Here is a 24446-nt window from a genome sequence, read left to right on the forward strand (position 1 = left end):
AAGCTAGTTGGCGAAAACGGAGACCCCGTCCTCGGCGGCGTGCGTCTCGGCGAACTCCTCTTCCTCGTGTACGAGGGCCGAGCGCCGCGCCCACACCACACCGGCCCCGACCACCGCGGCGGCGGCAGCCACCACGAACGGGATGTGGATGTCGGTCCACTCCTCGATGTGCGGCGCCAGGAACGGGGCCGCGGCGGCCGCGAACCAGCGGACGAAGTTGTAGCCCGCGCTCGCCACCGGACGGGGCGCGTCCGAGACGCCCAGCGCCAGCTCCGTGTAGACGGTGTTGTTGAGGCCGATGAAGGCGCCCGAGACGATCGTGGCGACGATGGCGGTCGTGTGGCTGCCGTAGCCGAGCACCACCAGGTCCGCGGCGAGCAGCACCAGTGAGCCGCCGAGCACCTTCAGCGTGCCGAAGCGCTTCTGCAGGCGGGGTGCGACGAGGACCGAGAAGACGGCGAGCAGCAGGCCCCAGCAGAAGAACACCGCGCCGGACTTGTAGGGCGTCATGTTCAGCACGAACGGGGTGAAGGCCAGCACGGTGAAGAACGCGTAGTTGTAGAAGAACGCGGAGGCGGCGACCGAGGCGAGCCCGCCGTGGCCGAGGGCGCGGATCGGGTCGAAGAGCCCGGTCTTCTTCGCGGGCCTGGGCTGTTCCTTGAGGAACGCCGAGATGCAGAGGAAACCGATGGCCATCAGGGCCGCGGTCCCGAAGAAGGGGTAGCGCCAGCTGGCGTTGCCGAGGGCCGCGCCGAGCAGCGGGCCGCAGGCCATGCCGAGGCCGAGCGCGGACTCGTACAGCAGGATGGCCGCCGCGCTGCCGCCGGCCGCGGCGCCGACGATGACGGCGAGCGCGGTCGAGACGAAGAGCGCGTTGCCGAGCCCCCAGCCGGCCCGGAAGCCGACGAGTTCGCCGACCGAGCCCGAGGTGCCGGAGAGCGCGGCGAAGACGACGACCAGCGCGAGCCCGACGAGCAGGGTCTTCTTGCCGCCGATACGGCTGGAGACGTAGCCGGTGACCAGCATCGCGACCGCGGTGATCAGGAAGTACGAGGTGAACAGGAGCGAGACCTGGCTGGGGGTCGCGTCCAGGCCCTTGGCGATGGACGGCAGGATCGGGTCCACCAGGCCGATGCCCATGAAGGCGACGACGGATGCGCCCGCGGTGGCCCAGACGGCCTTCGGCTGCCGCAGGAGGCTTCCTGGTTCGGCTTCGCTCATGACTGCCTCGATTCTCTCCCTGAGTGGTTGTGTTATACACACAATAAGTGAGCGGAACTAATAGATGCAAGCTACATCTAGTTTGGGCCGGTCAGAGGCTTCGAAGCCCGGACGGGTGATCGTCCTTGACGCGGCGACGGGCGGGGAGGACCGTTGAGCTCTATGAGGGGCGAACCCAGTTGCCCGAAGTGTGGTGGCCGGGTCAGGGCGCCCGGTCTCTTTGCCGACTCCTGGCAGTGCGACGTGCACGGTGTCGTGCATCCGCTGCAGCCCGTGATCCCGCCCAGCGTCGAGGCCCTCGGCGTGGTGGTGCACCGGGCGCAGGTCCCGGTGTGGATGCCCTGGCCCCTGCCCGTCGGATGGATGTTCACCGGAGTGGCGTGCGCGGGCGACGACCGCAGCGGCGGCCGCGCGACCGCCGTCGCCTGCTCGGGACCCGGACCGCTCGGCGGCATCGGCGAACTGATCCTGGTCGCCGAGGAGCTGGGCGTCGGACTCGGCGCGCGGTACGCGGGGGTCGAGGGCCCGGACCCCGGCCCGCACATGAAGGTCGACGAACCCCCGCACACCAAGGTCCTCGCCGCCGGCCGCCCCACCCCGCTCTGGCACGTCAACGCCCCCGCCGACCGCGCGGTCTTCGCGGGCGAGGCGCGCGGGCTCTGGCTCTGGGCGATCGTCTGGCCGGAGCAGTCGGGGCTGCTGATGTACGAGGAGCTGGTGCTCACCGATCTGCGCGACGCGGGCGGAGAGGTGGACCTGGTGCCGGTCGGGGCGCTCTCGCCGCGGCTGCTCGCGTAGCCACCCGGGTTACCCTTGACCGTCCCTCTCGCCCCCTTTGCCCCCGGAGTCACGCGTCGTGCGCATCGACCTGCACACCCACTCCCGGGCCTCGGACGGTACGGACACCCCGGCCGAGCTCGTCCGTAACGCGGCCGCCGCCGGACTCGACGTCGTGGCGCTCACCGACCACGACACCACCCGCGGCCACGCCGAATCGATCGCCGCCCTCCCCGCGGGACTGACGCTCGTCACCGGCGCCGAGATCTCCTGCCGTGTCGACGGCATCGGCATGCACCTCCTCGCGTACCTCTTCGACCCCGACGAGCCGGAGTTCCTCCGCGAGCGCGAACTGGTCCGCGACGACCGGGTGCCGCGCGCGCAGTCGATGGTCCGCAAGCTCCAGGAGCTGGGCGTGCCCATCACCTGGGAGCAGGTCGCGCGCATCGCGGGCGACGCCTCGCTCGGCCGCCCGCACATCGCAACTGCCCTGGTGGAGCTGGGAGTTGTGGACACCGTGTCCGACGCCTTCACCACCGAGTGGCTGGCCGACGGCGGACGTGCGTACGCGGCGAAGCACGAGCTGGACCCCTTCAAAGCGATCCGCCTGGTCAAGCAGGCGGGTGGCGTCGCGGTCTTCGCGCACCCGCAGGCCGTCAAGCGCGGCAAGGTCGTACCGGAGTCCACGATCGGCGATCTCGCGGCGCACGGCCTCGACGGCATCGAGGTCGACCACATGGACCACGACGCACCGACCCGCACCCGGCTGCGCTCCCTCGCGGGTGACCTCGGGCTGCTGACCACCGGGTCCAGCGACTACCACGGCAGCCGCAAGTCCGTGGAGCTCGGGGAGTACACCACCGACCCCGAGGTGTACGGCGAGATCACCCGGCGTGCGACGGGCGCGTTCCCGGTGCCGGGCGCCGGCGGACGCTGACCGCGCTTCTCCTCGTAACCCCCACTTCTCACTCCTCACGTGCAAGGCCTCACTGTGTTCGACGCTGCCGTTTTCGGATCCCTCTTTGTCACGCTTTTTGTGATCATGGACCCCCCTGGGATCACCCCGATCTTCCTCGCCCTCACCGCGGGCCGTCCCGCCAAGGTCCAGCGCAAGATGGCGCTGCAGGCGGTGATGGTCGCCTTCGGCGTGATCGCCGTCTTCGGCCTGCTCGGCCAGCAGATCCTGGACTATCTGCATGTCTCCGTCCCCGCGCTGATGATCGCGGGCGGTCTGCTGCTGCTCCTGATCGCGCTCGACCTGCTCACCGGCAAGACGGACGAGCCGACGCAGACCAAGGACGTCAACGTCGCGCTCGTACCGCTCGGCATGCCGCTGCTCGCGGGTCCGGGTGCGATCGTCTCGGTCATCCTGGCCGTGCAGCACGCGGACACCGCGGCGCAGCAGGTCTCGGTCTGGGTGGCGATCCTCGCCATGCACATCGTGCTCTGGCTGACGATGCGCTACTCGCTGCTGATCATCCGTGTGATCAAGGACGGCGGGGTCGTGCTGGTGACGCGGCTCGCGGGCATGATGCTCTCCGCGATCGCCGTGCAGCAGATCATCAACGGCGTCACCCAGGTCATCCAGAACAGCTGACCTGCCCTGACCTGTCCTGAAACGCAAGGCGCCCCCGTGCATGTGCACGGGGGCGCTTCGTCATCAGCGACGTACTTAAGGCGTTACGAAGCCGGGCTGTCGGCCGGGCGGATGTAGATGCGCTGGCCGATTGCCGCGGCCTGCTGCACGATCCGGTTGACGGAGGCGGCGTCCACAACGGTGCTGTCCATGGCGGTGCCATCGACGTCGTTGAGGCGCATGATTTCGAAGCGCATGGCTTCTCCCTTCGTCCGATCCTCCTGCTGGAGAACTGTGTGTCGTACGGGTATTTACTCTGCTCCCGTGGTGCGTCTGGGCGGTTGCCCGTCCGTTAAGAGTGGATTGCGTGGCTAGGGTGCCTCACGTTCCATATGGGTCCAACGGCTTGCCTTCCTCAAACATTCCCTACGCTAAGGAAAATTTTCGCGAGCCTAATTACTGGCCGGTAGTGCGACAGGTTGTGCCCGCTGCGTGACGCCTAGGACAATGGGCGGCGTATGAATGACGACGCAGACATCGGCGCTCACCTGCAGCGCACCAACGACCTCCTCACGCGCATGCTCGCCGAGGTCGCCAAGACCCCGTCCACGCACGCGATCTTCGTGGACGCCGGATATGTGTATGCCGCGGGCGGCCTGCTGGTCACCGGGACCGAGGACCGCAGATCCTTCGACCTCGACGCGGAGGGCCTGATCGAGGCCTTCATCGACAAGGCGCGGATCATCTTCGCGGACAGCAGGCTGCTGCGGGTGTACTGGTACGACGGCGCCCGGCGTCGCATCCACACCCCCGAGCAGCAGTCCATCGCCGAGCTCCCCGACGTGAAGGTGCGCCTGGGCAACCTCAACGCCAACAACCAGCAGAAGGGCGTCGACTCCCTGATCCGCACCGATCTGGAGTCCCTCGCCCGCCACCGCGCCATCTCCGACGCGGCCCTGGTCGGCGGCGACGAGGACCTCGTCTCCGCCGTCGAGGCGGCGCAGGGGTACGGGGCGCGGGTCCACCTCTGGGGGATCGAGGCCGCGGAGGGCATGCGCAACCAGGCCGAACCGCTGCTCTGGGAGGTCGACAGCCAGCGCACCTTCGACCTGGACTTCTGCAAGCCGTACGTGACGCGGCGGCCGGTCACCACGTACGAGCAGGAGTCCACGCCGCTGCCCACCCGCGAGGACATCCGCTTCGTCGGCGCCCAGATCGCCGCGACGTGGCTCTCGGAGCGGGGGCGCGAGGCGCTGGCCGAGCTGCTGCCCAACCGCCCGTATCTGCCGGGCCCGGTGGACCAGGAGCTCCTGGTCGATGCGGAGCGGCTGCTCCAGCGGTCGCTCCGCGGGCACGGGGACCTGCGGCGGGCGCTGCGCGACGGCTTCTGGAACCACCTGCAGTCGCAGTACTAGACGCCCTCGTACTGGATGCCCTCCCAGAAGGCGGCGAGCGCGGCCGAGGTCTCGGCGGGCCGGTCGGTGTTGGGGGAGTGCTCGGCGCCCCGGATCACGGTGCGCCGGGCACCGAGGCGCTCCGCCATCGCGTCGAGGAGCGGCACGGGCCAGGTGTCGTCGCGCTCGCCCGAGACGACGTGGAGCGGGAGGGGCACGGCGGCGAGCTCGTCGGTGCGGTCCGGTTCGGTGGCCAACTGGCGGCCGGTGGCGATGAGTTGGGCCGGACGGTGGAGCATCCAGCGCCGCCGCATGTCGGTGTCGTCGGACTCCCTCTCGGCGGGCGGGTCCATGGCACGCATCGCCTCCCAGACCTGCTCCATGCCCATCACCGCGAGCGCGTCGCTGAGCAGCTTGATCTTCTGCTGCTGTTCGGCGGTGACCTGGGCCGGACCGGAGGACATGAGGGTGAGCGAGGCGAAGGGGGAGGGGTCGAGGAGCACGGCGGCCCGGGCGATCTGGCCGCCGAGGGAGTGACCGACGAGGTGCACGGGGGTATCGAGGGCGCAGGCCTGGGCGATGACGTCCCTGGCCAACTCGGCCTGCGCGTAAGCCTCTTGGGCGTCGGTCCCCTCGGACTCGTACTGCCCGCGACCGTCGACGGCAACGGTACGGAACCCGGCACCGGCCAGAGGCTCCAGCATCGCGATGAAGTCCTCCTTGCTGCCGGTGTACCCGGGGAGGAGGAGGGCGGTGCCACGGGTGTGCCGGGCGGGGCTGGTGTCCAGGACGGCGAACGGTCCCCGCGAGGTCAGGAGGGGGTAGGCACGGGTGCGGGCGGGCGGGGCGAAGGTGGGCGGCCGACTCATACGACGAGGCTAACCGGGGTGGGGGAAACGCGAAGCGGCCCGGGTCCCCTCGGGGATCCGGGCCGCTTCGTGCAGGTCAGCTCTCGGGCTGCGTGGCCTTCGGGGCTCGCGTCCGGCGCCTACGCGGCTTGGCCTCCGCGTCGGCCTCGGCCGCCTCGGGGGTCGCCTCCGCCGTCACCTTCGGCTTGGCCGCCGCGCGCTTGCGCTTCGGCTTCGGCTCGGGCTCGACCAGGGGGGCCATCTGGAAGTCCGGCTCGTCGGCGACCTCGGGCTTCGCGACCCGCGTACGACGCTTCGGCTTGACCTCCGGCTCGGCCTCGACGACCGGCGCCGGCGTCACGACAGCCGCCTCGGCGACCGCGTCCGCGACAGCGACGCGCGTACGGCGACGGCGCCGCGGCGTGCGCGGCTCCTCCGCAGCGGCCTCTTCGGCGACGGGTGCGGGCGCAGGCGCGGCGACAGCGGTCTCGGCCGTCTCGCTGCCCAGCGGGGCGCCATTGCGCGTGCGCCGACGCTGCCGCGGCGTACGCGGCGCGCGCTCCTCCCGCTCACGTACCGGAGCGGCCGCGGCGGGCGCGGACTTGCGTCCACGGCCACCCGTCTCGCCCAGGTCCTCGAGCTCCTCAGCACCCAGACCCGCACGCGTGCGCTCCGCCCGCGGCAGAACACCCTTCGTACCGGCCGGAATGCCCAGCAGTTCGTAGAGGTGCTCGGAGGTGGAGTACGTCTCCTCCGGCTCGTCGAACGGCAGGTCCAGCGCCTTGTTGATCAGCTTCCAGCGCGGGATGTCGTCCCAGTCGACGAGCGTGATCGCCGTACCCGACTTGCCCGCGCGGCCGGTGCGGCCGATGCGGTGCAGGTACGTCTTCTCGTCCTCGGGGGACTGGTAGTTGATGACGTGCGTCACGTCGTCGACGTCGATACCGCGCGCGGCGACGTCGGTGCAGACCAGCACGTCGATCTTGCCGTTGCGGAAGGCGCGCAGGGCCTGCTCGCGCGCACCCTGGCCGAGGTCGCCGTGGACGGCGCCCGAGGAGAAGCCACGGGTGGCCAGCTGCTCGGCGATGTCCGCGGCGGTCCGCTTCGTACGGCAGAAGATCATCGCGAGCCCGCGGCCGTCGGCCTGCAGGATGCGCGAGACCAGTTCCGGCTTGTCCATCGAGTGGGCGCGGAAGATGTGCTGCGTGATGTTGGCGACGGTCTGGCCCTCGCCGTCGGGCGAGGTCGCCCGGATGTGCGTCGGCTGCGACATGTAGCGGCGCGCGAGGCCGATGACCGCACCCGGCATGGTTGCCGAGAAGAGCATCGTCTGGCGGCGCGGCGGCAGCATGTTCATGATGCGCTCGACGTCGGGCAGGAAGCCCAGGTCCAGCATCTCGTCGGCCTCGTCGAGGACGAGCGCGCGGATGTGACCGAGGTTGAGCTTCTTCTGGCCCGCCAGGTCGAGCAGTCGGCCCGGGGTGCCGACGATGATGTCGACGCCCTTCTTCAGGGCCTCGACCTGCGGCTCGTACGCCCGGCCGCCGTAGATCGCGAGAACGCGGACGTTACGGACCTTGCCGGCGGTCTGCAGGTCGTTGGTGACCTGCTGGCACAGCTCACGGGTGGGGACGACGACGAGCGCCTGCGGGGCGTCGGTCAGCTTCTCCGGCGCGGCACGGCCGGCCTCGACGTCGGCGGGGACGGTGACGCGCTCGAGCAGCGGCAGACCGAAACCGAGCGTCTTGCCGGTGCCGGTCTTGGCCTGGCCGATGACGTCGGATCCGGAGAGCGCGACGGGGAGCGTCATCTCCTGGATGGGAAAGGGGGACACAATGCCGACGGCCTCAAGGGCTTCGGCGGTCTCGGGGAGAATCCCGAGGTCTCGGAACGTAGTCAGGGTGCTGCCTCTTCTGTGAGACGCGGCCCAAGGCGAACGATGGGGGTCGTACCGTGCCGATCAGCGCGGGACCACTGCCTTCGCTCAAGCGCTCGTGCCGCTGAGGGGGCCCCTCACATCGGAAAAAGTGAGGGCGGTCGGGTGGAGCCGATCGGGCCACCGACCGGGCATCCTCATTCGGATGACCTGCCAAACGTTCAGAACATTCGACAGGCGCATTACCACTGTACCCCGGAATCGCGCATGTGTGTTGGGTGAATTGAAGTAGAGGCCGTGGTCACAGTGGCCGACCGACCCCTTACGCAATGCCGCAACCGGGCTATTGTGCGCTCCATGGAGACGCCTGACAACGCCAAAACCGCCACCGACGAAGCCCCTGCCCCGACCGGCATCGCAGCCCAGGACTGGGAGACGGCTGGAGCCGATCCCAAGTACCGCGCCGCCGTCGTGGACCTGCTCGGTGCGCTCGCGTACGGGGAGCTGGCGGCCTTCGAGCGGCTCGCCGAGGACGCCAAGCTCGCGCCGACGCTCGGTGACAAGGCGGCGCTGGCGAAGATGGCCTCGGCCGAGTTCCACCACTTCGAGCGACTGGCCGACCGGCTCACCGCGATCGACGCCGACCCGACCGCCTCGATGGACCCCTTCGCCCAGGCCCTGGACGACTTCCACCGCCAGACCGCTCCGTCGGACTGGCTGGAGGGCCTGGTCAAGGCGTACGTCGGCGACTCGATCGCCAGTGACTTCTACCGCGAGGTCGCGGCCCGCCTGGACACCGACACCCGCCAGCTGGTGCTCGCGGTCCTCGACGACACGGGCCACGGCAACTTCGCGGTGGAGAAGGTCCGCGCCGCGATCGAGGCCGACCCCCGCGTCGGCGGCCGGCTCGCGCTCTGGGCCCGACGCCTGATGGGCGAGGCCCTGAGCCAGGCCCAGCGCGTGGTCGCGGACCGCGACGCACTGTCGACGATGCTGGTCGGCGGGGTGGCGGACGGCTTCGATCTGGCTGAGGTGGGCCGGATGTTCTCGCGCATCACGGAAGCCCACACCAAGCGCATGGCTGCGCTGGGGCTGGCTGCCTAGGCAGCTGATCGGCGGAGGCGGCCCGTCGGGCGTAGCAGCAGGGACAGCAGGACCACGGCCACGACCACCGCTCCGAGCAGGGTCGCCACCACTCCCGCGGCGCTGCTGGGGCCGATCGTCGAGTGGGTCAGGAAGGCGCCGAACAGGGCGCCGACCGGGCCGGTCACCAGGACCGTACGCCGTGAGGGGAGCCGGTCCGACAGTCGGTGCGCGGCGGCCCAGGACAGGGCGAATCCCAGGAGAACGGAGCCGAGGGCTTCCCAGAACATGCTCATGTGGTCCCTCCCGCGAAGCCTGGCAAATCGGTCGAGGCGGTACTACCCGCCGCTCGCGGAATGCAACCCTCCCCGTACGCACGACAACGGCCCGGCGGTGATCACCGCCGGGCCGTTCCGTTGTGCTGAGTGGCGTTACAGGGCGCCGAATCCGACCCGTCGCTGGGCGGGCTCGCCGAGCTCCACGTACGCGATCCGGTCGGCCGGAATCAGGACCTTGCGGCCCTTGTCGTCCGAGAGGCTGAGCAGCTGTGCCTTGCCGGCCAGCGCCTCCGCTACCGCGCGCTCGACCTCCTCGGCCGACTGCCCGCTCTCCAGAACGATCTCCCGGGGCGCGTGCTGCACGCCGATCTTGACCTCCACGGCTTTGTCCCTCCGACGGTCCTGCGGTGCGCGGCCAGCCGCGCTGTACGGATCACCACATTAGCCCGGTGAGGGGACGGCCACGGCGCTGGTCGAACACGCCCGCAGCGAACAAGCCCTTCCGGGAGGAAGGTCAGTGCCCCTCGGCCCCGTGCAGCGGGAATCCCGCGATGCCGCGCCAGGCCAGCGAGGTGAGCAGCTGTACGGCGTTGTCGCGCGGGATGGTGGACTCGCTGGAGAGCCAGTAGCGGGCGACCACCTGCGAGACGCCGCCGAGACCCACCGCGAGGAGCATCGACTCCTCCTTGGAGAGGCCCGTGTCGCCCGCGATGACGTCCGAGATCGCCTCGGCGCACTGCAGCGACACCCGGTCCACGCGCTCGCGCACGGCGGGCTCGTTCGTCAGGTCGGACTCGAAGACGAGGCGGAAGGCGCCGCCCTCGTCCTGTACGTACGCGAAGTACGCGTCCATCGTCGCGGCCACGCGCAGCTTGTTGTCCGTGGTCGAGGCCAGCGCCGTGCGGACCGCCTGGAGGAGCGACTCGCAGTGCTGGTCGAGCAGGGCCAGATAGAGGTCCAGCTTCCCCGGGAAGTGCTGGTAGAGCACGGGCTTGCTGACGCCGGCCCGTTCGGCGATGTCGTCCATCGCGGCCGCGTGGTACCCCTGCGCGACAAAAACCTCCTGGGCGGCCCCGAGGAGCTGGTTGCGTCGGGCTCGGCGCGGCAGGCGCGTGCCCCGCGGGCGCGCTGCCTCTGTCTGCTCGATGGCTGTCACGCCGCCTCCCAATGAATAGCTGTACCAAGCAAAGCTCTGACGTCGCGCCGCCATCGTACTTTTGAGTAACCGTGCTGTGCGCGGTGCGGACGCAGAATTTCACGGACCGGACAGCCTGTGAAGGTCCCACCGCTGTTCAGCCACACGTCAGCTGCGGTAATCGTCCTCGTCGAGCGGGACCACGCGCGTCTGTTCGGTCGCGTCCGCCTCGTTGACGACGGCCGGATCGATGGAGGTCAGGGGGTCGTCGTCCTGCGGAGTGAGATCGGCCTGCTGTTCGGCGGTGTCCGCAGGGTCCGCCTCTTCGTAGGGCTCGGTGGGCATGGACTCGCCTTCCCTCGGGAGCACTCTCCCCATCGAGCCTAGGAGCGCCGGTCCCGCGCCGCCAGGCAGCCTGTGACTGCGAACACACGAACCACTGCGTGATCGTCTCGTAACATCGCCTTATGTCTTCGACCGAGCTGCCGGGAATCGCCACGTCCGTGGCACCCAAGGTGAGCGCCGTCCGCATCGCCGAGGGGGAGACGCTGCGGACCGTGTCGCTCCCCGGACTGACGCTGAACGTCCGCTCCAGGGCCGGGACGCGGACCGGCCTGGAGCCCGCACTGTTCGTGCACGGGCTCGGCGGGTCCTCGCAGAACTGGTCGGCGCTGATGCCGCTGGTCGACGATCTCGTCGACGGCGAGGCGCTGGACCTGCCCGGATTCGGGGACTCCCCGCCGCCGGACACCGGCGACTACTCGGTCACCGGGCACGCGCGCGCCGTCATCCGCCACCTCGACGCGAGCGGGCGCGGCCCCGTGCACCTGGTGGGGAACTCGCTCGGCGGGGCGGTCTCGACGCGGGTCGCCGCCGTGCGGCCCGATCTCGTACGGACCCTGACCCTGATCTCGCCGGCCCTGCCCGAGCTGCGCGCCCAGCGCACCGCGTGGCCGACCGCGCTGGTCGCGGTGCCCGGCGTCGCCGGGATGTTCGCGAAGATGACGAAGGACTGGACGGCGGAGCAGCGCACCCGCGGAGTGATGGCACTCTGTTACGGGGACCCGGCGCGGGTCTCCGACGAGGGACTGCGCAACGCGGTCGACGAGATGGAGCGCAGGCTTCAACTCCCGTATTTCTGGGACGCGATGACGCGTTCCGCGCGGGGGATCGTGGATGCGTACACGCTGGGCGGCCAGCACGGACTGTGGCGGCAGGCGGAGCGGGTGCTGGCGCCGACGCTGCTCGTGTACGGCGGCAGGGACCAGCTCGTCTCGTACCGTATGGCGAGCAGGGCCGCGAAGACGTTCCGGGGGTCGCGCCTGCTGTCACTGCCCGACGCCGGGCACGTGGCGATGATGGAGTACCCCGAGACGGTCGCGACGGCCTTCCGGGAATTGCTGAACGACTGCAGTAGGAGCTGATCCCGGGCGTGGGACGTCATAGCCGCCGAGGCACCACCGGCACCGCCGACACCGGGCCCATACCCGTCGGCGACAGACCGGCGGTGCAGGCCGAACCGGGGACCGGCCGTCGCAGGAGGACCGCCGAGGAGACCCACGGTCAGGTGCGCGGGGGGCATCCCGAGCACCGTGAGTGGGGCGCCGCGCCGATGCCGCAGCGGTACGGCGACTGGCAGGGCGGTCCGGGCGGGCAGCAGTCGCGGCCGCCTCGTGTGCCGGGGCCGCGGCAGGAGTTCGTGCAGGCCTTCGAGGAGACCGCCGGGGCCGCGTGGACCGCGCCGGAGCGCGAGTTCGAACCGATCGTTCCGCCCGCGGAGCCGGAGACCGCCAAGAGCGGCAAGGGGCGGGCCTTCACCGGGATCGCCGCCGCCGCGGTGACCACCGTGCTCGCCGTGGTCGTCGCCGGGCAGGTCGCCTCGGGCGGCGGCTCGTCGCACACCGACGCCCAGTCCTCGGGGACGGGCCGGGGCGACAGTTCCGCGGCCTCGCGCGGGGAGCACCGTTCGACGCCGTCGACGCTGGTCGCTCCCGTCCTCACGTACGACCAGAAGATGGCCAAGCAGTACCCGCTGGACGCGAAGCTGACGGCGTCCGGGGAGTTCGCGACGGTGCCGGGGTCGGCGAAGGCGCCGGGGAGCGGGCGAAAGTACCGCTACCGGATCGATGTCGAGAAGGGGCTCGGGCTCGACGGCGCGCTATTCGCCGATGCCGTCCAGAAGACCCTGAACGACAACCGGAGTTGGGCGCACAACGGGGCCAAGACATTTGAGCGGATATCCACGGGCACGCCTGATTTCGTGATCACTCTGGCCAGTCCGGGAACCACTGCGAAATGGTGTCTGAAATCCGGCCTCGACACGTCCGAGGAGAATGTGTCGTGCGATTCCGCGTCCACCGAGCGCGTCATGATCAATGCGTATCGCTGGGCGCAGGGTTCCGAGACGTACGGCGCCGACAAAATGTTCATGTACCGGCAAATGCTCATCAATCATGAAGTCGGTCACCGGCTCGGGCACTCGCATGTGACCTGCACCACTCCGGGTGCGCTGGCGCCCGTGATGCAGCAGCAGACCAAGTCGCTGGACATCAACGGAATCAAGTGCAGGCCCAACCCCTGGGTATATCCGGCCAGTTGAGGTGAGCTGTCGGGCGGGCGCCCGGATGTGGTTTATGTCTTTTTGACATCCGGGGTGCCGTCCCCCATATTTCTCCTCATGTCGCACTGCCTCGAGTCCTCCGTGAGCGCCGCCATAGAGCTGGCGCTCATCGGCGTGACCGGGCACAGCGTCGCCGACATTCTCTGTCGCTGACGCCCGCCCTGGCGTGCGTCGGCTCTTTTGCGTTTCTCTGCCGCGCCCCCGGGCACAACTCTGCCCGCAGGCGCGGTAATTCTGCTTTCCGGACCCCGGTACCGCTGCCCTGTGTGGACTCTTCCTCCTTGTCTCCGCGGTACATCGAGAGGTCTGAATTCCCATGCGCCATCTGTCCCCACGCAGCGTGTCCATAGCCGCGGGTGCGGTGATCCTCGCCCTGGGCGCCGCCGCCTGCGGCCCCAAGGACGGCTCCTCCACGAGCTCCTCGGCCGACGCCACCCCGCACAAGGGCGGCGCGCTGACCGTCCTGAATGCGAACCCCACGGACAACTTCGACCCCGCGAGGCTCTACACCTCCGGCGGCGGCAACATCCCCTCGCTGGTCTTCCGTACGCTGACCACCCGCAACCGCGAGGACGGCGCGGCCGGCTCCAAGGTGGTGCCGGACCTGGCCACCGACACCGGCCGGCCCAACAAGGACGCCACGGTGTGGACGTACACGCTGAAGGACGGGCTGAAGTACGAGGACGGCACCGCGATCACGAGCGCCGACATCAAGTACGGCATCGAGCGCTCCTTCGCCGGTGAACTCTCCGGCGGTGCACCGTACTTGAGGGACTGGCTGATCGGCGGAGCCGACTACGAGGGCCCGTACAAGGACAAAAAGGGCCTCGCCTCGATCGAGACCCCGGACGCGAAGACCATCGTCTTCCACCTGAACAAGCCCGAGGGCGAGTTCCCCTACCTCGCCACCCAGACGCAGACGACCCCGGTGCCCCAGGCCAAGGACACCGGCGTCAAGTACGCGAACCACCCGGTCTCCTCGGGCCCGTACAAGGTCGTCAAGAACGAGAACAACGGCGAGCGCATCACGCTGGAGCGCAACAAGTACTGGTCGAACGACGACGAGCGCAAGGCCTACCCCGACACCATCGACGTGCGTTCGGGCCTGGACTCGGCCGTCATCAACCAGCGGCTCTCCGCCTCGGCGGGCACCGACTCGGCCGCCGTGACCACCGACACCAACCTCGGCCCGGCCGAGCTGGCGAAGGTCTCCGGGGACAAGAAGCTCGCCGCCCGCGTGGGCACGGGCCACTTCGGCTACACCAACTACATCGCCTTCAACACCAAGGTGAAGCCCTTCGACAACCCGAAGGTGCGCCAGGCGATCTCGTACGCAGTCGACCGCAGCTCGGTCGTCAACGCGGCCGGCGGCTCCTCGCTCGCCGAGCCCGCCACCACCTTCCTGCCCGGCCAGGCATCCTTCGGCTACAGCGCCTACGACGCCTTCCCCGCCGGTGAATCGGGCAACGCGGCCAAGGCCAAGGAGCTGCTGAAGGAGGCCGGTTACGCCAAGGGCCTGACCATCACCCTCGCGCACAACAACGAGAAGAACTTCGAGACCAGCCCCGAGATCGCCACCGCGATCCAGGAGGCCCTCAAGAAGGCCGGCATCACCGTCAAGCTGCAGGGCCTGGAGTCCAACGCCTACAGCGACACCATCTACAGCGTGAAGAGCGAGCCGGGCATGTTCCTCGGCGGCTGGGGTGCCGACTGGCCCTCCGGCGGTCCCTTCCTCGCCCCGATCTTCGACGGCCGCCAGATCGTCAAGAACGGCTACAACTTCAACGCCTCGCAGCTCGACGACGCCTCCGTCAACAAGGAGGTCGACGCGATCAACAAGCTGACCGACCTGAACGCCGCCGCCACGCGCTGGGGCGCGCTCGACAAGAAGCTCGGCGAGCAGGCGCTGACCGTGCCGCTCTTCCACCCGGTCTACAAGCGGCTCTACGGCTCGGCCGTCAAGAACGTCGTGATCAGCGACTGGACCGGTGTGCTGGACGTCTCGCAGGTCGCGGTCAAGTAACCATGTCCGAAGCCTTGTCGGTCCAGGAGGCGGGGGCGGTCGTCACGGCCGCCCCCGCCTCCGGGGCGTCTCCGTTCTGGCGGCGGCTGCGCACGCAGCGCGCCGCCCTCGTCGCGGCGGTCGTCGTCGCGCTGCTGGTCCTCGCCGCGCTCGCCGCGCCGCTGCTCACGGCGCTGGAGGGCCAGGACCCGACCTCGTACCACCCGAAACTCGTCGACTCGGCGACCGGCGGCGTGCCGCTCGGCTCCTTCGGCGGGATCAGCGCCGAGCACTGGCTCGGGGTCGAACCGCTCACCGGGCGCGATGTGTTCGCACGCGTCGTGTACGGGGCCAGGGTCTCGCTCGGCGTCGCGCTCGGCGCGACCCTGATCCAGGTGATCGTCGGGGTCGGGATCGGGCTCACCGCCGGTCTCGGCAACCGTTTCGTCGACCAGGCACTCAGCCGGATCACCGATGTGATGGTGGCCCTGCCGATCATGGTCACGGCGCTGGCCGCGCTGACCGTGGTGCCCGGGAGTTTCCCGCGTCCCGTGCTGATCGCGCTGGTCATCGGGCTGGTCGGCTGGTCCGGCACCTCGAAGATCGTGCGCGCGCAGACGCTCTCGCTGAAGTCCCGCGACTATGTGGCGGCGGCCCGGCTGAGCGGCTGGAGCGGATGGCAGATCGCCCGCAGGGAACTGCTGCCCGCGCTGGCCGCACCCGTCATCACGTACGCCGTGCTGCTCTTCCCCACCAACATCGTCGTCGAGGCGGCCCTGTCCTTCCTCGGGGTGGGCATCAAACCGCCGACCCCCTCGTGGGGACAGATGCTCAGCGACGCCGACACCTGGTATCAGGCGGCGCCCACCTATCTGCTCATCCCCGCCGTGCTGCTGTTCATCACCGTGCTGGCGCTGACCGTGCTGGGCGAGGGCGTACGCACCGCGCTCGACCCGCGGATCGCCTCCCGGCTGCGGATCGGCACCGGCAAGAAGAAGGAGGCCGGGGCATGAGCCGGTTCCTGCTGCGCAGGGTCGCCGGAGCGCTCTTCGTGCTCTTCGCGCTGAGCGTCATCGTCTACGCGGTCTTCTACGTGGCCCCCGGCGACGTCGCCCAGATCGCCTGCGGACCACGCTGCTCGGCCGCCCAGGTGGCCCAGGTGCGCGAGCAACTGCACCTCGGCGACCCGCTGTACGTGCAGTACGCGCACTTCGTCCAGGGCATCTTCGTCGGCCGCGACTACTCGGGCGGCACGTCGGTCATCCACTGCGACGCCCCGTGCCTGGGCATCTCCTACCAAGGAGACCAGCAGGTCACGCAGTTGATCCTCGCCAAGCTCCCGGCCACCGCCTCGCTGGTGGTGGGCGGATTCGTACTGTGGATGCTGCTCGGGGTCGGCACCGGACTGCTGTCGGTGTGGCGGCGCGGCCGGCTCACCGAGCGGCTGCTGACCGGGCTCACCCTGGCAGGCATGTCCACACCGGTCTTCGTGATCGGGCTGCTGCTGATCATCGTGTTCTGCTCGACGCTGCAGTGGCTGCCGTTCCCCCAGTACGTCCCCTTCACCGAGGACCCCGCCGAGTGGGGCTGGAACCTGCTGCTGCCGTGGGTCTCGCTGGCGGCGATCTCGGCGGCTCCGTACGCGCGGATGACGCGTGCCGCGATGCTGGAGACGCTGGCCGAGGACCACGTACGGACCTTCAGGGCGTACGGGGTCAGTGAGCGCGCCCTGGTCTGGCGGCACGCGCTGCGCGGGGCGCTCGCCCCGTTGATCGCGCTGGCCGCGCTGGACGTCGGGACGATGTTCGGCGGGGCGGTCCTGACCGAGTCGCTGTTCGGGATTCCGGGGATCGGGCGCCAGATGGTCGAGGCCGTCAGGAACGTCGACCTGCCGGTCGTGGTGGGGCTGGTGCTCGTCACCGGATTCTTTGTGGTGCTTGCCAATGCCGTCGCGGACGTGGCTCACGCGCTGGCCGACCGACGGGTGGTCCTGTCATGAGTGAGACTCCGCTTCCGCTGGTCGAGGTCGAGGACCTCAGGATCGGCTTCGGTGATGTGCAGGCCGTGGACGGGCTCTCCTTCACGCTGGAGGCGGGTGGCGCGCTGGCCGTGGTCGGCGAGTCCGGCTCGGGCAAGAGCGCTTCGGCGTACGCGCTGCTCGGGTTGCACCGGGGGAGCGGGGCCGTCGTCAGCGGGTCGGTGCGGGTGGCCGGGGTCGACGTACAGGCCGCGTCCGAGGGGGAGTTGAGGGCGCTGCGGGGCGGGGCCGCGGCCATGGTCTTCCAGGACCCGCTGTCCTCGCTCGACCCGTACTACGCGATCGGCGACCAGATCGCCGAGGTCTACCGCGTCCACGCGAAGGCGTCGCGGCGGGCCGCGCGGGCGCGGGCGGTGGAGGTGCTCGACCGGGTCGGGATTCCTGACGCGGTACGTCGCTCGCGGTCGCGCCCGCACGAGTTCAGCGGCGGGATGCGGCAGCGGGCGCTGATCGCGATGGCGCTGGCGTGCGAGCCGCGGCTGCTGATCGCGGACGAGCCGACGACGGCGCTGGACGTGACGGTGCAGGCCCAGATCCTGGATCTGCTGCACGAGTTGCGGACGGAGACGGGGATGGGGCTGCTGCTGGTCACGCATGACGTGGGGGTGGCGGCGGAGTCGGTCGATGATGTGCTGGTGATGCGGGCGGGTCGGGCGGTGGAGCGGGGGTCGGTGCGTGAGGTGCTGGGCTCGCCCCAGGATGCCTATACGCAGGCGCTGCTTGCGGCGGTTCCGCGGGTGGACAGGGTGCGGGTTCAGGCGAAGGCTTCCCCGATCCCGCCCCTTCCCGGCAGTGACATCAGCGGCTCCGCCGCGCGAGGGGGCACGCCCCCAGGCCCCCGTGAGCGACCTTCGGCCGCTCGTCCTCAATCGCCGGACGGGCTTGAGGTGTCCGGGGATCTCCTGCGGGCCACCGGTTTGCGGCAGGTGTTCGGCCGCGGCAAGCACGCCTTCGCCGCCGTCGACGGAGTCGACATCACCCTCCACCCTGGCGAAACCCTTGGCATCGTCGGCGAGAGCGGCAGCGGCAAGACCACCCTCGGCCGCATCCTCGTCGGACTCCAGGAGCCCACCGCCGGCACCCTCACCCGGACCGACCGCGTCCAGATGGTCTTCCAGGACCCGGTCTCCTCCCTCAACCCCCGCCGTTCCATCGGTGAATCCGTCGCCGACCCGCTCCGCGCGCGCGGCGAGCTCGACGACGCCGCGATCCGCGCCCGCGTGCGCGACCTGCTCAAGCGCGTGGGGCTCGACCCCGAGGCGTACGACCGCTATCCGCACGAGTTCAGCGGCGGTCAGCGCCAGCGCGTCGGCATCGCGCGCGCCCTCGCCGCCGACCCCGCGCTGATCGTCTGCGACGAGGCCGTCTCCGCGCTCGACGTCACCACCCAGGCCCAAGTCACCGCCCTGCTCGCGGAGTTGCAGCAGGAGCTCGGGCTCGGGCTCGTCTTCATCGCGCACGACCTCGCCGTCGTACGACAGGTGAGCGACCGGGTCGCCGTCATGCGCCAGGGCCGGATCGTGGAGCAGGGACCCGTCGACGAGGTGTACGGGAATCCTCAGGACCCCTACACCCGCCAGCTCCTGGCCGCCGTCCCCGCCCTCGATCCCGTGCTCGCGGCCGTGCGCCGCGCGGCGCGAAGGGAGCTGGCCGCAGCCTGACGCAGCGTAACGAAACCGCACCCTAGCGCGACAGAACGTCAACGGGGCGGGAAAGTTACGACGGTTCACCCCTTCTGGTGGCGTGATGGACAACCGTCCGTCGCGCCACCTCACTGTCCGCTTACGGTCGTCCCGCTGCGAGTCACCGCCACCAACGGCGGCCGCGGTCAAGGGAGATCGGGGGTGTTTCGGTTGCGGATCGGACTGCTTACGGAAGGCGGTTATCCGTATGCGACGGGTGAGTCCAGGCTCTGGTGCGACCGGCTGGTGCGCGGGCTCGGGCAGCACGAGTTCGACGTCTACGCACTGAGCCGCAGCGCCGAACAGGAGGAGCGCGGCTGGATCGCGCTGCCGCCCCAGGTGCAGTTGGTGCGGACCGCGCCGCTCTGGGCGCCGGACGACGACGGACTCACGTACGGCCGCCGCGAACGCCGCCGCTTCGCCGCCCACTTCACGGACCTCGCCGCGGCGATCTGCGGCGACGGCGAGGACTTCGCGCAGGGGCTGTACGGACTGGCCGAACTCGCCCTCGAATTCGGCGGGTTGTGCGCCGCGCTCCGCTCCGAGGCCGCCATACGCATCCTGGAGTCCGCCTGCCGCGCCCCCGGCGCGAGCCGCACCGTCCAGGCCGCCAGGATCCCCGACCTCCTCGGCTTCGCCGGCCTGCTGGAGCGCGCCCTGCGCCCCCTCTCGCTGAGCGACTGGTACGACGAGAACGGGCTCGGCGCGGTCGATCTCTGCCACGCCACGTCGGGTGGGTCCGCCGCGCTCCCCGGCCTGCTGGCCAAACGCTTCTTCGGCGTACCGCTCCTGGTCACCGAGTACGGCGTGCAGCTCCGCGCCCAGTACCTCGACCTCGCGGCGGGCCAAGTCCCCGCCCCCGTCCGGGCGTTGATCACCTCCTTCCACCGCCGTCTGGCCGCCGAGGTGTACGAACAGGCCGCCGTCGTCACCCCCGGCAACACCCACGCCCGCCGCTGGCAGGAGAAGTGCGGCGCCGACCGCGCGAAGCTGCGCACGGTCTACCCCGGCATGGAGGCCGGGCGCTTCGCGGCCGTGGGCGACGCGGAGGAGCCGGGGGAGCCCGACACGCTGGTCTGGGTCGGGCGCATCGACCCGTCCAAGGACCTCATCGCGCTGCTGCACGCGTTCGCGGAGGTACGGAAAGAAGAACCGGAGGCCCGGCTGCGCATCGTCGGAGCCCCCGCCCAAGGACCCGAGGGCGCGGCATACCTCTCCCACTGTCGCGCCCTCGCGGCACAACTCTTCCCCGACGAGGCCGCGGACCAGCACGCGGTGGGCTCCAACCCCGTCACGTTCGAGGAGATCGGCGGCCCGGAGACACCGGACCTGGCCGCCGCGTACGCCTCCGGCGCGGTGGTTGTTCTGTCGAGCGTGGTGGAGGGCTTCCCGATCAGCCTGGTGGAAGCGATGTTCTGCGGCCGGGCGACGGTCTCGACGGACGTCGGGGCGGTGGTCGAAGTCATCGGCGGCACGGGCTTGGTGGTGCCGCCGCGCAATCCGCGTGCGCTGGCCGACGCGTGCGTGTCGCTGCTGCGGGATCCGGAGCGGAGAGGGCGGCTGGGGGCGGCGGCGCGGGCGCGGGCGCTCGAGCTGTTCACGGTCGAACAGAACCTCGTGGCATTTAACGGCATTTACCTCGACGTGATCTCGCGGTGTCCTGTGCGGCGGGATGGAGCCGGGGCACAACTCTTCGCGAACCCGGCGGAGTTGTTCGTCTCGGCCCCGCTCCCAGCAGGCACGCACGCGCCGCCGTTGTGGGCAGTCGTTCCGCAGGGCGGAACGGGTGGGCACAACACCCCGGCTGCGGCAGAGGGGGCCGACGTATGAGCACCCCCACCCCCGCCCGCAAGCAGACCCGCGGGCCCGCCGACCCCGTCAAAGCCCTCATGCACCGGCACCGTGAGCTCTGTGAGCGTGCCGTCGACCCGTTGGAGATCGCCGCCGGGCTGGAGGCCCATGGCGTCACCGACCGGACCGCCGCCCGCTTCCGGCACCGGGACGTCTTCTCGCTCGCCGAGGAGCTCTACGCCCGCGTCCCCCACACCGGCGACGCCGCAGCCCCCGACCCCGTCACCCCGCAGCCGGAGCCGCACGCGCCCCTCTACGGGCTCCTCCCCGGCGCCGCAACAGCCGCCGCCGCAGCCGGAGTTCACTTCACCGACGGGCAGGCGCGGCTCGGCGTCATCGCCGCCGGGGTCGTCGCCGTCTCCCTCGCCATGGGGTTCACCCTCCGCCGCGGCCCCCTCCGCGCCTCCGGCCGCATCGTCCCCGCCACCCGCCTCTACGTCCTGTGGCTCCTCGCGTACACCGTCTACGGGCCCACGCTCCTCGACCAGCTCATCTCCGGAGGCCCCGACGGCCCCTGGCCGATGACCTCCGGGCCGCTCCTGGCCCTCGCCCTCGCGGTCGCCCCCGGCGCCTGGTGCGCCCGCCTCTTCTCCACCCGGGCCCGCCGCAAGCTCGCCACCAGCCGCGGTACGGACGAATTCGCCGCCCACGCCCGCCCGTTGCTCCTCCTCACCACCGCACTCCACCTCGCCGTACTCACCGGGCTGCTGCTCCTCACCCAGAGCCTCACCCCCGTCAACCTGGCCCTCGGCGCCGCCCTTCACCTGGCCAGGCTGCTGACCGTCCACGGTTTCCCCGACGGTCCCGCCGCCGCCCTCGCAGCCGTCTGCGCGGCCCAAGTCCTGGCCGCCGCAGCCGTGTTGACCAGCAGGCTCCCCGGCTGCGAGTTCATCGGGACCGGGGCCGCCGCCCTCCCCGTCGTCGCCGTCACGGCCGCCGCCCTCGCGCTCCTCGCGCACGCGGCGACCGCACTCACCCGCGCCTCGGCGCACACGCACACCTGATGCCACGCCCTCCGCGGAGCCGACGCCGCGGACGGCCCTCTTCCCGTACGACCGAGCAACATCCTGAAGGAGAACGCCACATGAGCCCCGCACCCCCAGCCGCCGCCCCGGCCCGTCGGTCCCGAAAGGTGGCCGCGCGATGAGGGTCCTGCTGCTCGGAGCCAATGGTTACCTCGGCCGTTTCGTCGCCGACCGGCTGCTCGCCGACCCCGCCGTGCACCTCACGGCACTGGGCCGCGGCGACGACGCCGACGTCCGTTTCGACCTCGCCAACGGGTCCCCGGGCGCGCTCACCCGCTTCCTGGACGCCGTCCACCCCGGCGTCGTCATCAACTGCGCCGGTGCGACCCGCGGCGGCGCCCGCGATCTCACCCGCCACAACACCGTCGCCGTCGCCACGGTCTGCGAGGCCATGCGCCGGTCCACGTCCTCCGCCCGCCTCGTACAGCTCGGCTGCGCGGCCGAGTACGGGCCCTCCCAGCCGGGATCGTCGACCGCGGAGGACGCCGTCCCCCGCCCCGGCGGCCCGTACGGCGTCTCCAAGCTCGCCGCCTCCGAACTCGTCCTCGGCTCGGGCCTGGACGCGATCGTCCTGCGCGTCTTCTCACCCGTCGGCCCCGGCACCCCGGCCGGCTCCCCGCTGGGCCGTCTCGCCGAGGCCATGCGCCGCGCGATGCAGTCGGGCGACGGCGAGCTGAAGCTCTCCGGCCTCGGTGTGCAGCGCGACTTCGTCGACGTACGCGACGTGGCGCGCGCCGTCCACGCAGCCTCGCTCTCCGCAGCTCAGGGCGTCGTCAACATCGGTACGGGCCGCGCCGTCAAGCTCCGCGACGCCGCCGCCGTCCTGGCCCGCGTCGCCGGCTACGGGGGCGCGCTGCACGAGCTGGACGCCCAGCCCGCCCGTCACTCGGGCCTGATCTCCCCCCGTACGGAACAGAACCCGATGGAGCACATCGGCTCCCCGGCCCCGTACCCCGACGGCTGCGGAAGCTGGCAGCAGGCGGACGTCCGCACCGCCCGCGACCGCCTCGGCTGGCGCCCCCGTATCAACCTCGAAGAGTCCCTGGCCGACATCTGGATGGAGGCGGCATGCCGCATCTGACCACGCACCCCATCACCCGCCTCGGTTTCGGTGTGCCGGGTTACGCGCATCCCCTCGTCGCCCCCGTCGAATGGGCCGAACTCACGCGCCCCGGAACGCCGTTGCACTGGGCGGTGCTCAACGTCTCGCACGGCCCCGGCACCCGCCCCGACCCGCACTGCCTGGACGCGGCGGGCAAGCTGCGCAACGCGGGCATCAAGGTCATCGGCCACCTCGACATGACGTACGGGGCCCGCGCGTACGGCGAGCTGATGACCGACGCCGAGCGTTTCCGCGAGTGGTACCGCGTCGACGGCTTCTACCTCGACCGCGCCCCCACCGAGCGCGCCGACCTCCCCGAGACCCGCCGCCTGACCGCCGCCCTCCAGGGCCACACGGTCCTGGGCCACGGCACCCACCCCCACCCCGGCTACGCGGAGGCCGCCGACCAACTGGTCACCTTCACCGGACCGTGGACGGACTACCGCTGGTCGCAGGTGGCGGAGTGGACGGCGGAGTACGACGCATCCCGCTTCTGCCACTTCGTGCACGGTCTGCCGCGCACCCACCTGGAGGAGGCCGTCCGCATCGCGCGCTGGCAGGGCGCGGGGACGATCTTCTTCACGGACCGGACCGAAACATCCGCCGAATCCAGCCCATTCGAGACACTGCCCGGTTACTGGGACGAAATCGTCTCGCGGATCGGACCGGGTGTCTCGGAATGAGAAGGGGCGTGGCAGTGTTACGGAGAGAACAACCGTACGTAGATACATATCGACCAACGGAGTCCCCGTGTCGCTGCCACCCCTGGTTGAGCCTGCTGCAGAGCTCACCGTCGACGAGGTCCGCAGGTACTCCCGCCACCTGATCATCCCGGATGTCGGGATGGACGGGCAGAAGCGGCTGAAGAACGCCAAGGTCCTCGCCGTCGGTGCGGGCGGCCTCGGTTCGCCCGCCCTCATGTATCTGGCCGCCGCCGGCGTGGGCACGCTCGGCATCGTGGAGTTCGACGAGGTCGACGAGTCGAACCTGCAGCGCCAGATCATCCACAGCCAGGCCGACATCGGCCGCTCGAAGGCCCAGTCCGCGAAGGACTCGGTCCTCGGCATCAACCCGTACGTCAATGTCGTCCTGCACGAGGAGCGCCTCGAAGCAGAGAACGTCATGGAGATCTTCTCCCAGTACGACCTGATCGTGGACGGCACGGACAACTTCGCCACGCGCTACCTGGTCAACGACGCGTGCGTGCTGCTCAACAAGCCGTACGTCTGGGGCTCGATCTACCGCTTCGACGGCCAGGCGTCCGTCTTCTGGTCCGAGCACGGCCCCTGCTACCGCTGCCTCTACCCGGAGCCCCCGCCCCCCGGCATGGTCCCCTCCTGCGCCGAGGGCGGCGTCCTCGGCGTGCTCTGCGCGTCGATCGGCTCCATCCAGGTCACCGAGGCGATCAAGGTCCTCACCGGCATCGGCGACCCGCTCGTCGGCCGCCTGATGATCTACGACGCCCTGGAGATGCAGTACCGCCAGGTCAAGGTCCGCAAGGACCCCGACTGCGCGGTCTGCGGCGAGAACCCGACCGTCACCGAGCTCATCGACTACGAGGCCTTCTGCGGCGTCGTGTCCGAGGAGGCCCAGGAGGCGGCGCTCGGCTCCACGATCACTCCCAAGCAGCTCAAGGAGTGGATCGACGCGGACGAGAAGATCGAGATCATCGACGTCCGTGAGCAGAACGAGTACGAGATCGTCTCGATCCCCGGCGCGAAGCTGATCCCGAAGAACGAGTTCCTGATGGGCACGGCGCTCGAGTCGCTCCCGCAGGACAAGCGCATCGTCCTGCACTGCAAGACGGGCGTCCGCAGCGCGGAGGTCCTCGCGGTCCTGAAGTCCGCGGGCTTCTCGGACGCGGTGCACGTGGGCGGCGGCGTGATCGGCTGGGTCAACCAGATCGAGCCCGAGAAGCCGATCTACTAGACCTCGTCA

The 24446-nt window shown here is 70.5% G+C and carries 25 protein-coding genes; 17 read left to right on the forward strand and 8 right to left on the reverse strand.

Annotation, left to right across the window (positions count from 1 at the left end; genetic code table 11):
- Positions 1-3: 3 nt before the first annotated feature.
- Positions 4-1221, reverse strand: coding sequence for an MFS transporter (locus OG707_RS26270; protein WP_329122433.1), 1218 nt, complete (start codon positions 1219-1221; stop codon positions 4-6).
- 162 nt (positions 1222-1383) lie between these two features.
- Between OG707_RS26270 and OG707_RS26275 the strand changes: the two genes are divergently transcribed.
- From OG707_RS26275 to OG707_RS26285, 3 genes are read left to right on the forward strand one after another with little or no spacing between them, the layout of a single operon-like run.
- A complete protein-coding gene (locus tag OG707_RS26275) occupies positions 1384-2019 on the forward strand; it encodes a DUF6758 family protein (protein ID WP_329122436.1) in 636 nt (211 codons plus the stop codon).
- Between the two features lie 58 nt (positions 2020-2077).
- Positions 2078-2935, forward strand: coding sequence for a PHP domain-containing protein (locus tag OG707_RS26280; protein ID WP_329122438.1), 858 nt, complete (start codon positions 2078-2080; stop codon positions 2933-2935).
- Positions 2936-2989: 54 nt separating this feature from the next.
- Positions 2990-3595: a MarC family protein gene (locus OG707_RS26285; RefSeq protein ID WP_329127978.1), complete on the forward strand. Its 606-nt coding sequence runs from the start codon at positions 2990-2992 to the stop codon at positions 3593-3595.
- 83 nt (positions 3596-3678) lie between these two features.
- Here the strand turns inward: OG707_RS26285 and OG707_RS26290 are convergent, their stop codons facing one another.
- Positions 3679-3831 carry a hypothetical protein gene (locus OG707_RS26290; protein ID WP_329122440.1) on the reverse strand — a complete coding sequence of 51 codons (153 nt, stop codon included), beginning with the start codon at positions 3829-3831 and terminating at the stop codon, positions 3679-3681.
- Between the two features lie 261 nt (positions 3832-4092).
- On the opposite strand from OG707_RS26290, the gene OG707_RS26295 reads away from it, so the two are divergent.
- Complete coding sequence (locus tag OG707_RS26295) at positions 4093-4989, forward strand: NYN domain-containing protein (protein ID WP_329122442.1); 897 nt, start codon at positions 4093-4095, stop codon at positions 4987-4989.
- Here the strand turns inward: OG707_RS26295 and OG707_RS26300 are convergent.
- The gene (locus OG707_RS26300) at positions 4986-5837 is read right to left on the reverse strand and encodes an alpha/beta fold hydrolase (protein ID WP_329122444.1); all 852 of its coding nucleotides are present in this window, start codon (positions 5835-5837) and stop codon (positions 4986-4988) included. The genes OG707_RS26295 and OG707_RS26300 overlap by 4 nt on opposite strands.
- A 76-nt stretch (positions 5838-5913) precedes the next feature.
- A complete protein-coding gene (locus OG707_RS26305; protein ID WP_329122445.1) occupies positions 5914-7626 on the reverse strand; it encodes a DEAD/DEAH box helicase in 1713 nt (570 codons plus the stop codon).
- Between the two features lie 423 nt (positions 7627-8049).
- Here OG707_RS26305 and OG707_RS26310 point away from each other — a divergent pair, with 423 nt between their 5' ends.
- Positions 8050-8796: a ferritin-like fold-containing protein gene (locus OG707_RS26310; protein WP_329122447.1), complete on the forward strand. Its 747-nt coding sequence runs from the start codon at positions 8050-8052 to the stop codon at positions 8794-8796.
- Here OG707_RS26310 and OG707_RS26315 read toward each other — a convergent pair.
- The 4 genes from OG707_RS26315 to OG707_RS26330 all read right to left on the reverse strand — a co-directional run bounded on the left by OG707_RS26315 (position 8793) and on the right by OG707_RS26330 (position 10533).
- On the reverse strand, positions 8793-9065 hold the full coding sequence (locus OG707_RS26315; RefSeq protein WP_329127979.1) for a hypothetical protein: 273 nt from the start codon (positions 9063-9065) through the stop codon (positions 8793-8795). The two genes, OG707_RS26310 and OG707_RS26315, sit on opposite strands and share 4 nt — an antisense overlap.
- A gap of 141 nt (positions 9066-9206) precedes the next feature.
- Positions 9207-9434: a DUF3107 domain-containing protein gene (locus OG707_RS26320; RefSeq protein WP_329122449.1), complete on the reverse strand. Its 228-nt coding sequence runs from the start codon at positions 9432-9434 to the stop codon at positions 9207-9209.
- Between the two features lie 133 nt (positions 9435-9567).
- Entirely contained in the window at positions 9568-10209 is a 642-nt protein-coding gene (locus tag OG707_RS26325) for a TetR/AcrR family transcriptional regulator (protein ID WP_329122451.1), read from the reverse strand.
- Positions 10210-10356: 147 nt separating this feature from the next.
- Complete coding sequence (locus OG707_RS26330; RefSeq protein WP_329122453.1) at positions 10357-10533, reverse strand: hypothetical protein; 177 nt, start codon at positions 10531-10533, stop codon at positions 10357-10359.
- A 122-nt stretch (positions 10534-10655) separates the two neighbouring features.
- Between OG707_RS26330 and OG707_RS26335 the strand changes: the two genes are divergently transcribed.
- From OG707_RS26335 to moeZ, 12 genes are all read left to right on the forward strand, one after another.
- A complete protein-coding gene (locus OG707_RS26335; protein WP_329122455.1) occupies positions 10656-11612 on the forward strand; it encodes an alpha/beta hydrolase in 957 nt (318 codons plus the stop codon).
- An 8-nt stretch (positions 11613-11620) separates the two neighbouring features.
- Positions 11621-12787, forward strand: a complete 1167-nt coding sequence (locus OG707_RS26340) for a DUF3152 domain-containing protein (protein WP_329122457.1) — start codon at positions 11621-11623, stop codon at positions 12785-12787.
- Positions 12788-12865: 78 nt separating this feature from the next.
- Positions 12866-12961 carry an Ms4533A family Cys-rich leader peptide gene (locus OG707_RS26345; RefSeq protein WP_329122459.1) on the forward strand — a complete coding sequence of 32 codons (96 nt, stop codon included), beginning with the start codon at positions 12866-12868 and terminating at the stop codon, positions 12959-12961.
- 163 nt (positions 12962-13124) lie between these two features.
- Positions 13125-14831, forward strand: coding sequence for an ABC transporter substrate-binding protein (locus OG707_RS26350; RefSeq protein WP_329122461.1), 1707 nt, complete (start codon positions 13125-13127; stop codon positions 14829-14831).
- A gap of 2 nt (positions 14832-14833) precedes the next feature.
- Complete coding sequence (locus tag OG707_RS26355) at positions 14834-15823, forward strand: ABC transporter permease (protein ID WP_329122463.1); 990 nt, start codon at positions 14834-14836, stop codon at positions 15821-15823.
- Entirely contained in the window at positions 15820-16809 is a 990-nt protein-coding gene (locus OG707_RS26360) for an ABC transporter permease (protein ID WP_329122465.1), read from the forward strand. The genes OG707_RS26355 and OG707_RS26360 overlap by 4 nt, the downstream gene beginning before the upstream one ends.
- Positions 16806-18509: an ABC transporter ATP-binding protein gene (locus OG707_RS26365; protein ID WP_329122467.1), complete on the forward strand. Its 1704-nt coding sequence runs from the start codon at positions 16806-16808 to the stop codon at positions 18507-18509. Before OG707_RS26360 ends, OG707_RS26365 begins: the two co-directional genes overlap by 4 nt.
- A gap of 192 nt (positions 18510-18701) precedes the next feature.
- The gene (locus OG707_RS26370) at positions 18702-20360 is read left to right on the forward strand and encodes a DUF3492 domain-containing protein (protein WP_329127980.1); all 1659 of its coding nucleotides are present in this window, start codon (positions 18702-18704) and stop codon (positions 20358-20360) included.
- Positions 20357-21385 carry a hypothetical protein gene (locus tag OG707_RS26375; protein ID WP_329122469.1) on the forward strand — a complete coding sequence of 343 codons (1029 nt, stop codon included), beginning with the start codon at positions 20357-20359 and terminating at the stop codon, positions 21383-21385. The genes OG707_RS26370 and OG707_RS26375 overlap by 4 nt, the downstream gene beginning before the upstream one ends.
- A 139-nt stretch (positions 21386-21524) precedes the next feature.
- Positions 21525-22487 (forward strand): NAD-dependent epimerase/dehydratase family protein, encoded by a 963-nt coding sequence (locus tag OG707_RS26380; protein ID WP_329122470.1) that lies wholly within the window; start codon positions 21525-21527, stop codon positions 22485-22487.
- Entirely contained in the window at positions 22475-23191 is a 717-nt protein-coding gene (locus OG707_RS26385) for a spherulation-specific family 4 protein (RefSeq protein ID WP_329122472.1), read from the forward strand. The genes OG707_RS26380 and OG707_RS26385 overlap by 13 nt, the downstream gene beginning before the upstream one ends.
- Before the next feature lie 67 nt (positions 23192-23258).
- Complete coding sequence (gene moeZ / locus OG707_RS26390) at positions 23259-24437, forward strand: adenylyltransferase/sulfurtransferase MoeZ (protein ID WP_329122474.1); 1179 nt, start codon at positions 23259-23261, stop codon at positions 24435-24437.
- The last annotated feature ends 9 nt before the right edge of the window (positions 24438-24446 follow it).

The organism is Streptomyces sp. NBC_01465 (assembly GCF_036227325.1).
In the GTDB taxonomy this organism is placed as follows: Bacteria; Actinomycetota; Actinomycetes; order Streptomycetales; family Streptomycetaceae; genus Streptomyces.

Bases quoted from the DNA above. Each gene is read 5' to 3' on its own strand.
- OG707_RS26270 (WP_329122433.1), bottom strand. From the start codon at position 1,221: ATGAGCGAAGCCGAACCAGGAAGCCTCCTGCGGCAGCCGAAGGCCGTC.
- OG707_RS26275 (WP_329122436.1), top strand. From the start codon at position 1,384: ATGAGGGGCGAACCCAGTTGCCCGAAGTGTGGTGGCCGGGTCAGGGCG.
- OG707_RS26290 (WP_329122440.1), bottom strand. From the start codon at position 3,831: ATGCGCTTCGAAATCATGCGCCTCAACGACGTCGATGGCACCGCCATG.
- OG707_RS26310 (WP_329122447.1), top strand. From the start codon at position 8,050: ATGGAGACGCCTGACAACGCCAAAACCGCCACCGACGAAGCCCCTGCC.
- OG707_RS26295 (WP_329122442.1), top strand. From the start codon at position 4,093: ATGAATGACGACGCAGACATCGGCGCTCACCTGCAGCGCACCAACGAC.
- OG707_RS26330 (WP_329122453.1), bottom strand. From the start codon at position 10,533: ATGCCCACCGAGCCCTACGAAGAGGCGGACCCTGCGGACACCGCCGAA.
- OG707_RS26365 (WP_329122467.1), top strand. From the start codon at position 16,806: ATGAGTGAGACTCCGCTTCCGCTGGTCGAGGTCGAGGACCTCAGGATC.
- OG707_RS26380 (WP_329122470.1), top strand. From the start codon at position 21,525: ATGAGGGTCCTGCTGCTCGGAGCCAATGGTTACCTCGGCCGTTTCGTC.
- OG707_RS26315 (WP_329127979.1), bottom strand. From the start codon at position 9,065: ATGTTCTGGGAAGCCCTCGGCTCCGTTCTCCTGGGATTCGCCCTGTCC.
- OG707_RS26345 (WP_329122459.1), top strand. From the start codon at position 12,866: ATGTCGCACTGCCTCGAGTCCTCCGTGAGCGCCGCCATAGAGCTGGCG.
- OG707_RS26335 (WP_329122455.1), top strand. From the start codon at position 10,656: ATGTCTTCGACCGAGCTGCCGGGAATCGCCACGTCCGTGGCACCCAAG.
- OG707_RS26305 (WP_329122445.1), bottom strand. From the start codon at position 7,626: ATGACGCTCCCCGTCGCGCTCTCCGGATCCGACGTCATCGGCCAGGCC.
- OG707_RS26350 (WP_329122461.1), top strand. From the start codon at position 13,125: ATGCGCCATCTGTCCCCACGCAGCGTGTCCATAGCCGCGGGTGCGGTG.
- OG707_RS26385 (WP_329122472.1), top strand. From the start codon at position 22,475: ATGCCGCATCTGACCACGCACCCCATCACCCGCCTCGGTTTCGGTGTG.
- OG707_RS26355 (WP_329122463.1), top strand. From the start codon at position 14,834: ATGTCCGAAGCCTTGTCGGTCCAGGAGGCGGGGGCGGTCGTCACGGCC.
- OG707_RS26375 (WP_329122469.1), top strand. From the start codon at position 20,357: ATGAGCACCCCCACCCCCGCCCGCAAGCAGACCCGCGGGCCCGCCGAC.
- OG707_RS26300 (WP_329122444.1), bottom strand. From the start codon at position 5,837: ATGAGTCGGCCGCCCACCTTCGCCCCGCCCGCCCGCACCCGTGCCTAC.
- OG707_RS26360 (WP_329122465.1), top strand. From the start codon at position 15,820: ATGAGCCGGTTCCTGCTGCGCAGGGTCGCCGGAGCGCTCTTCGTGCTC.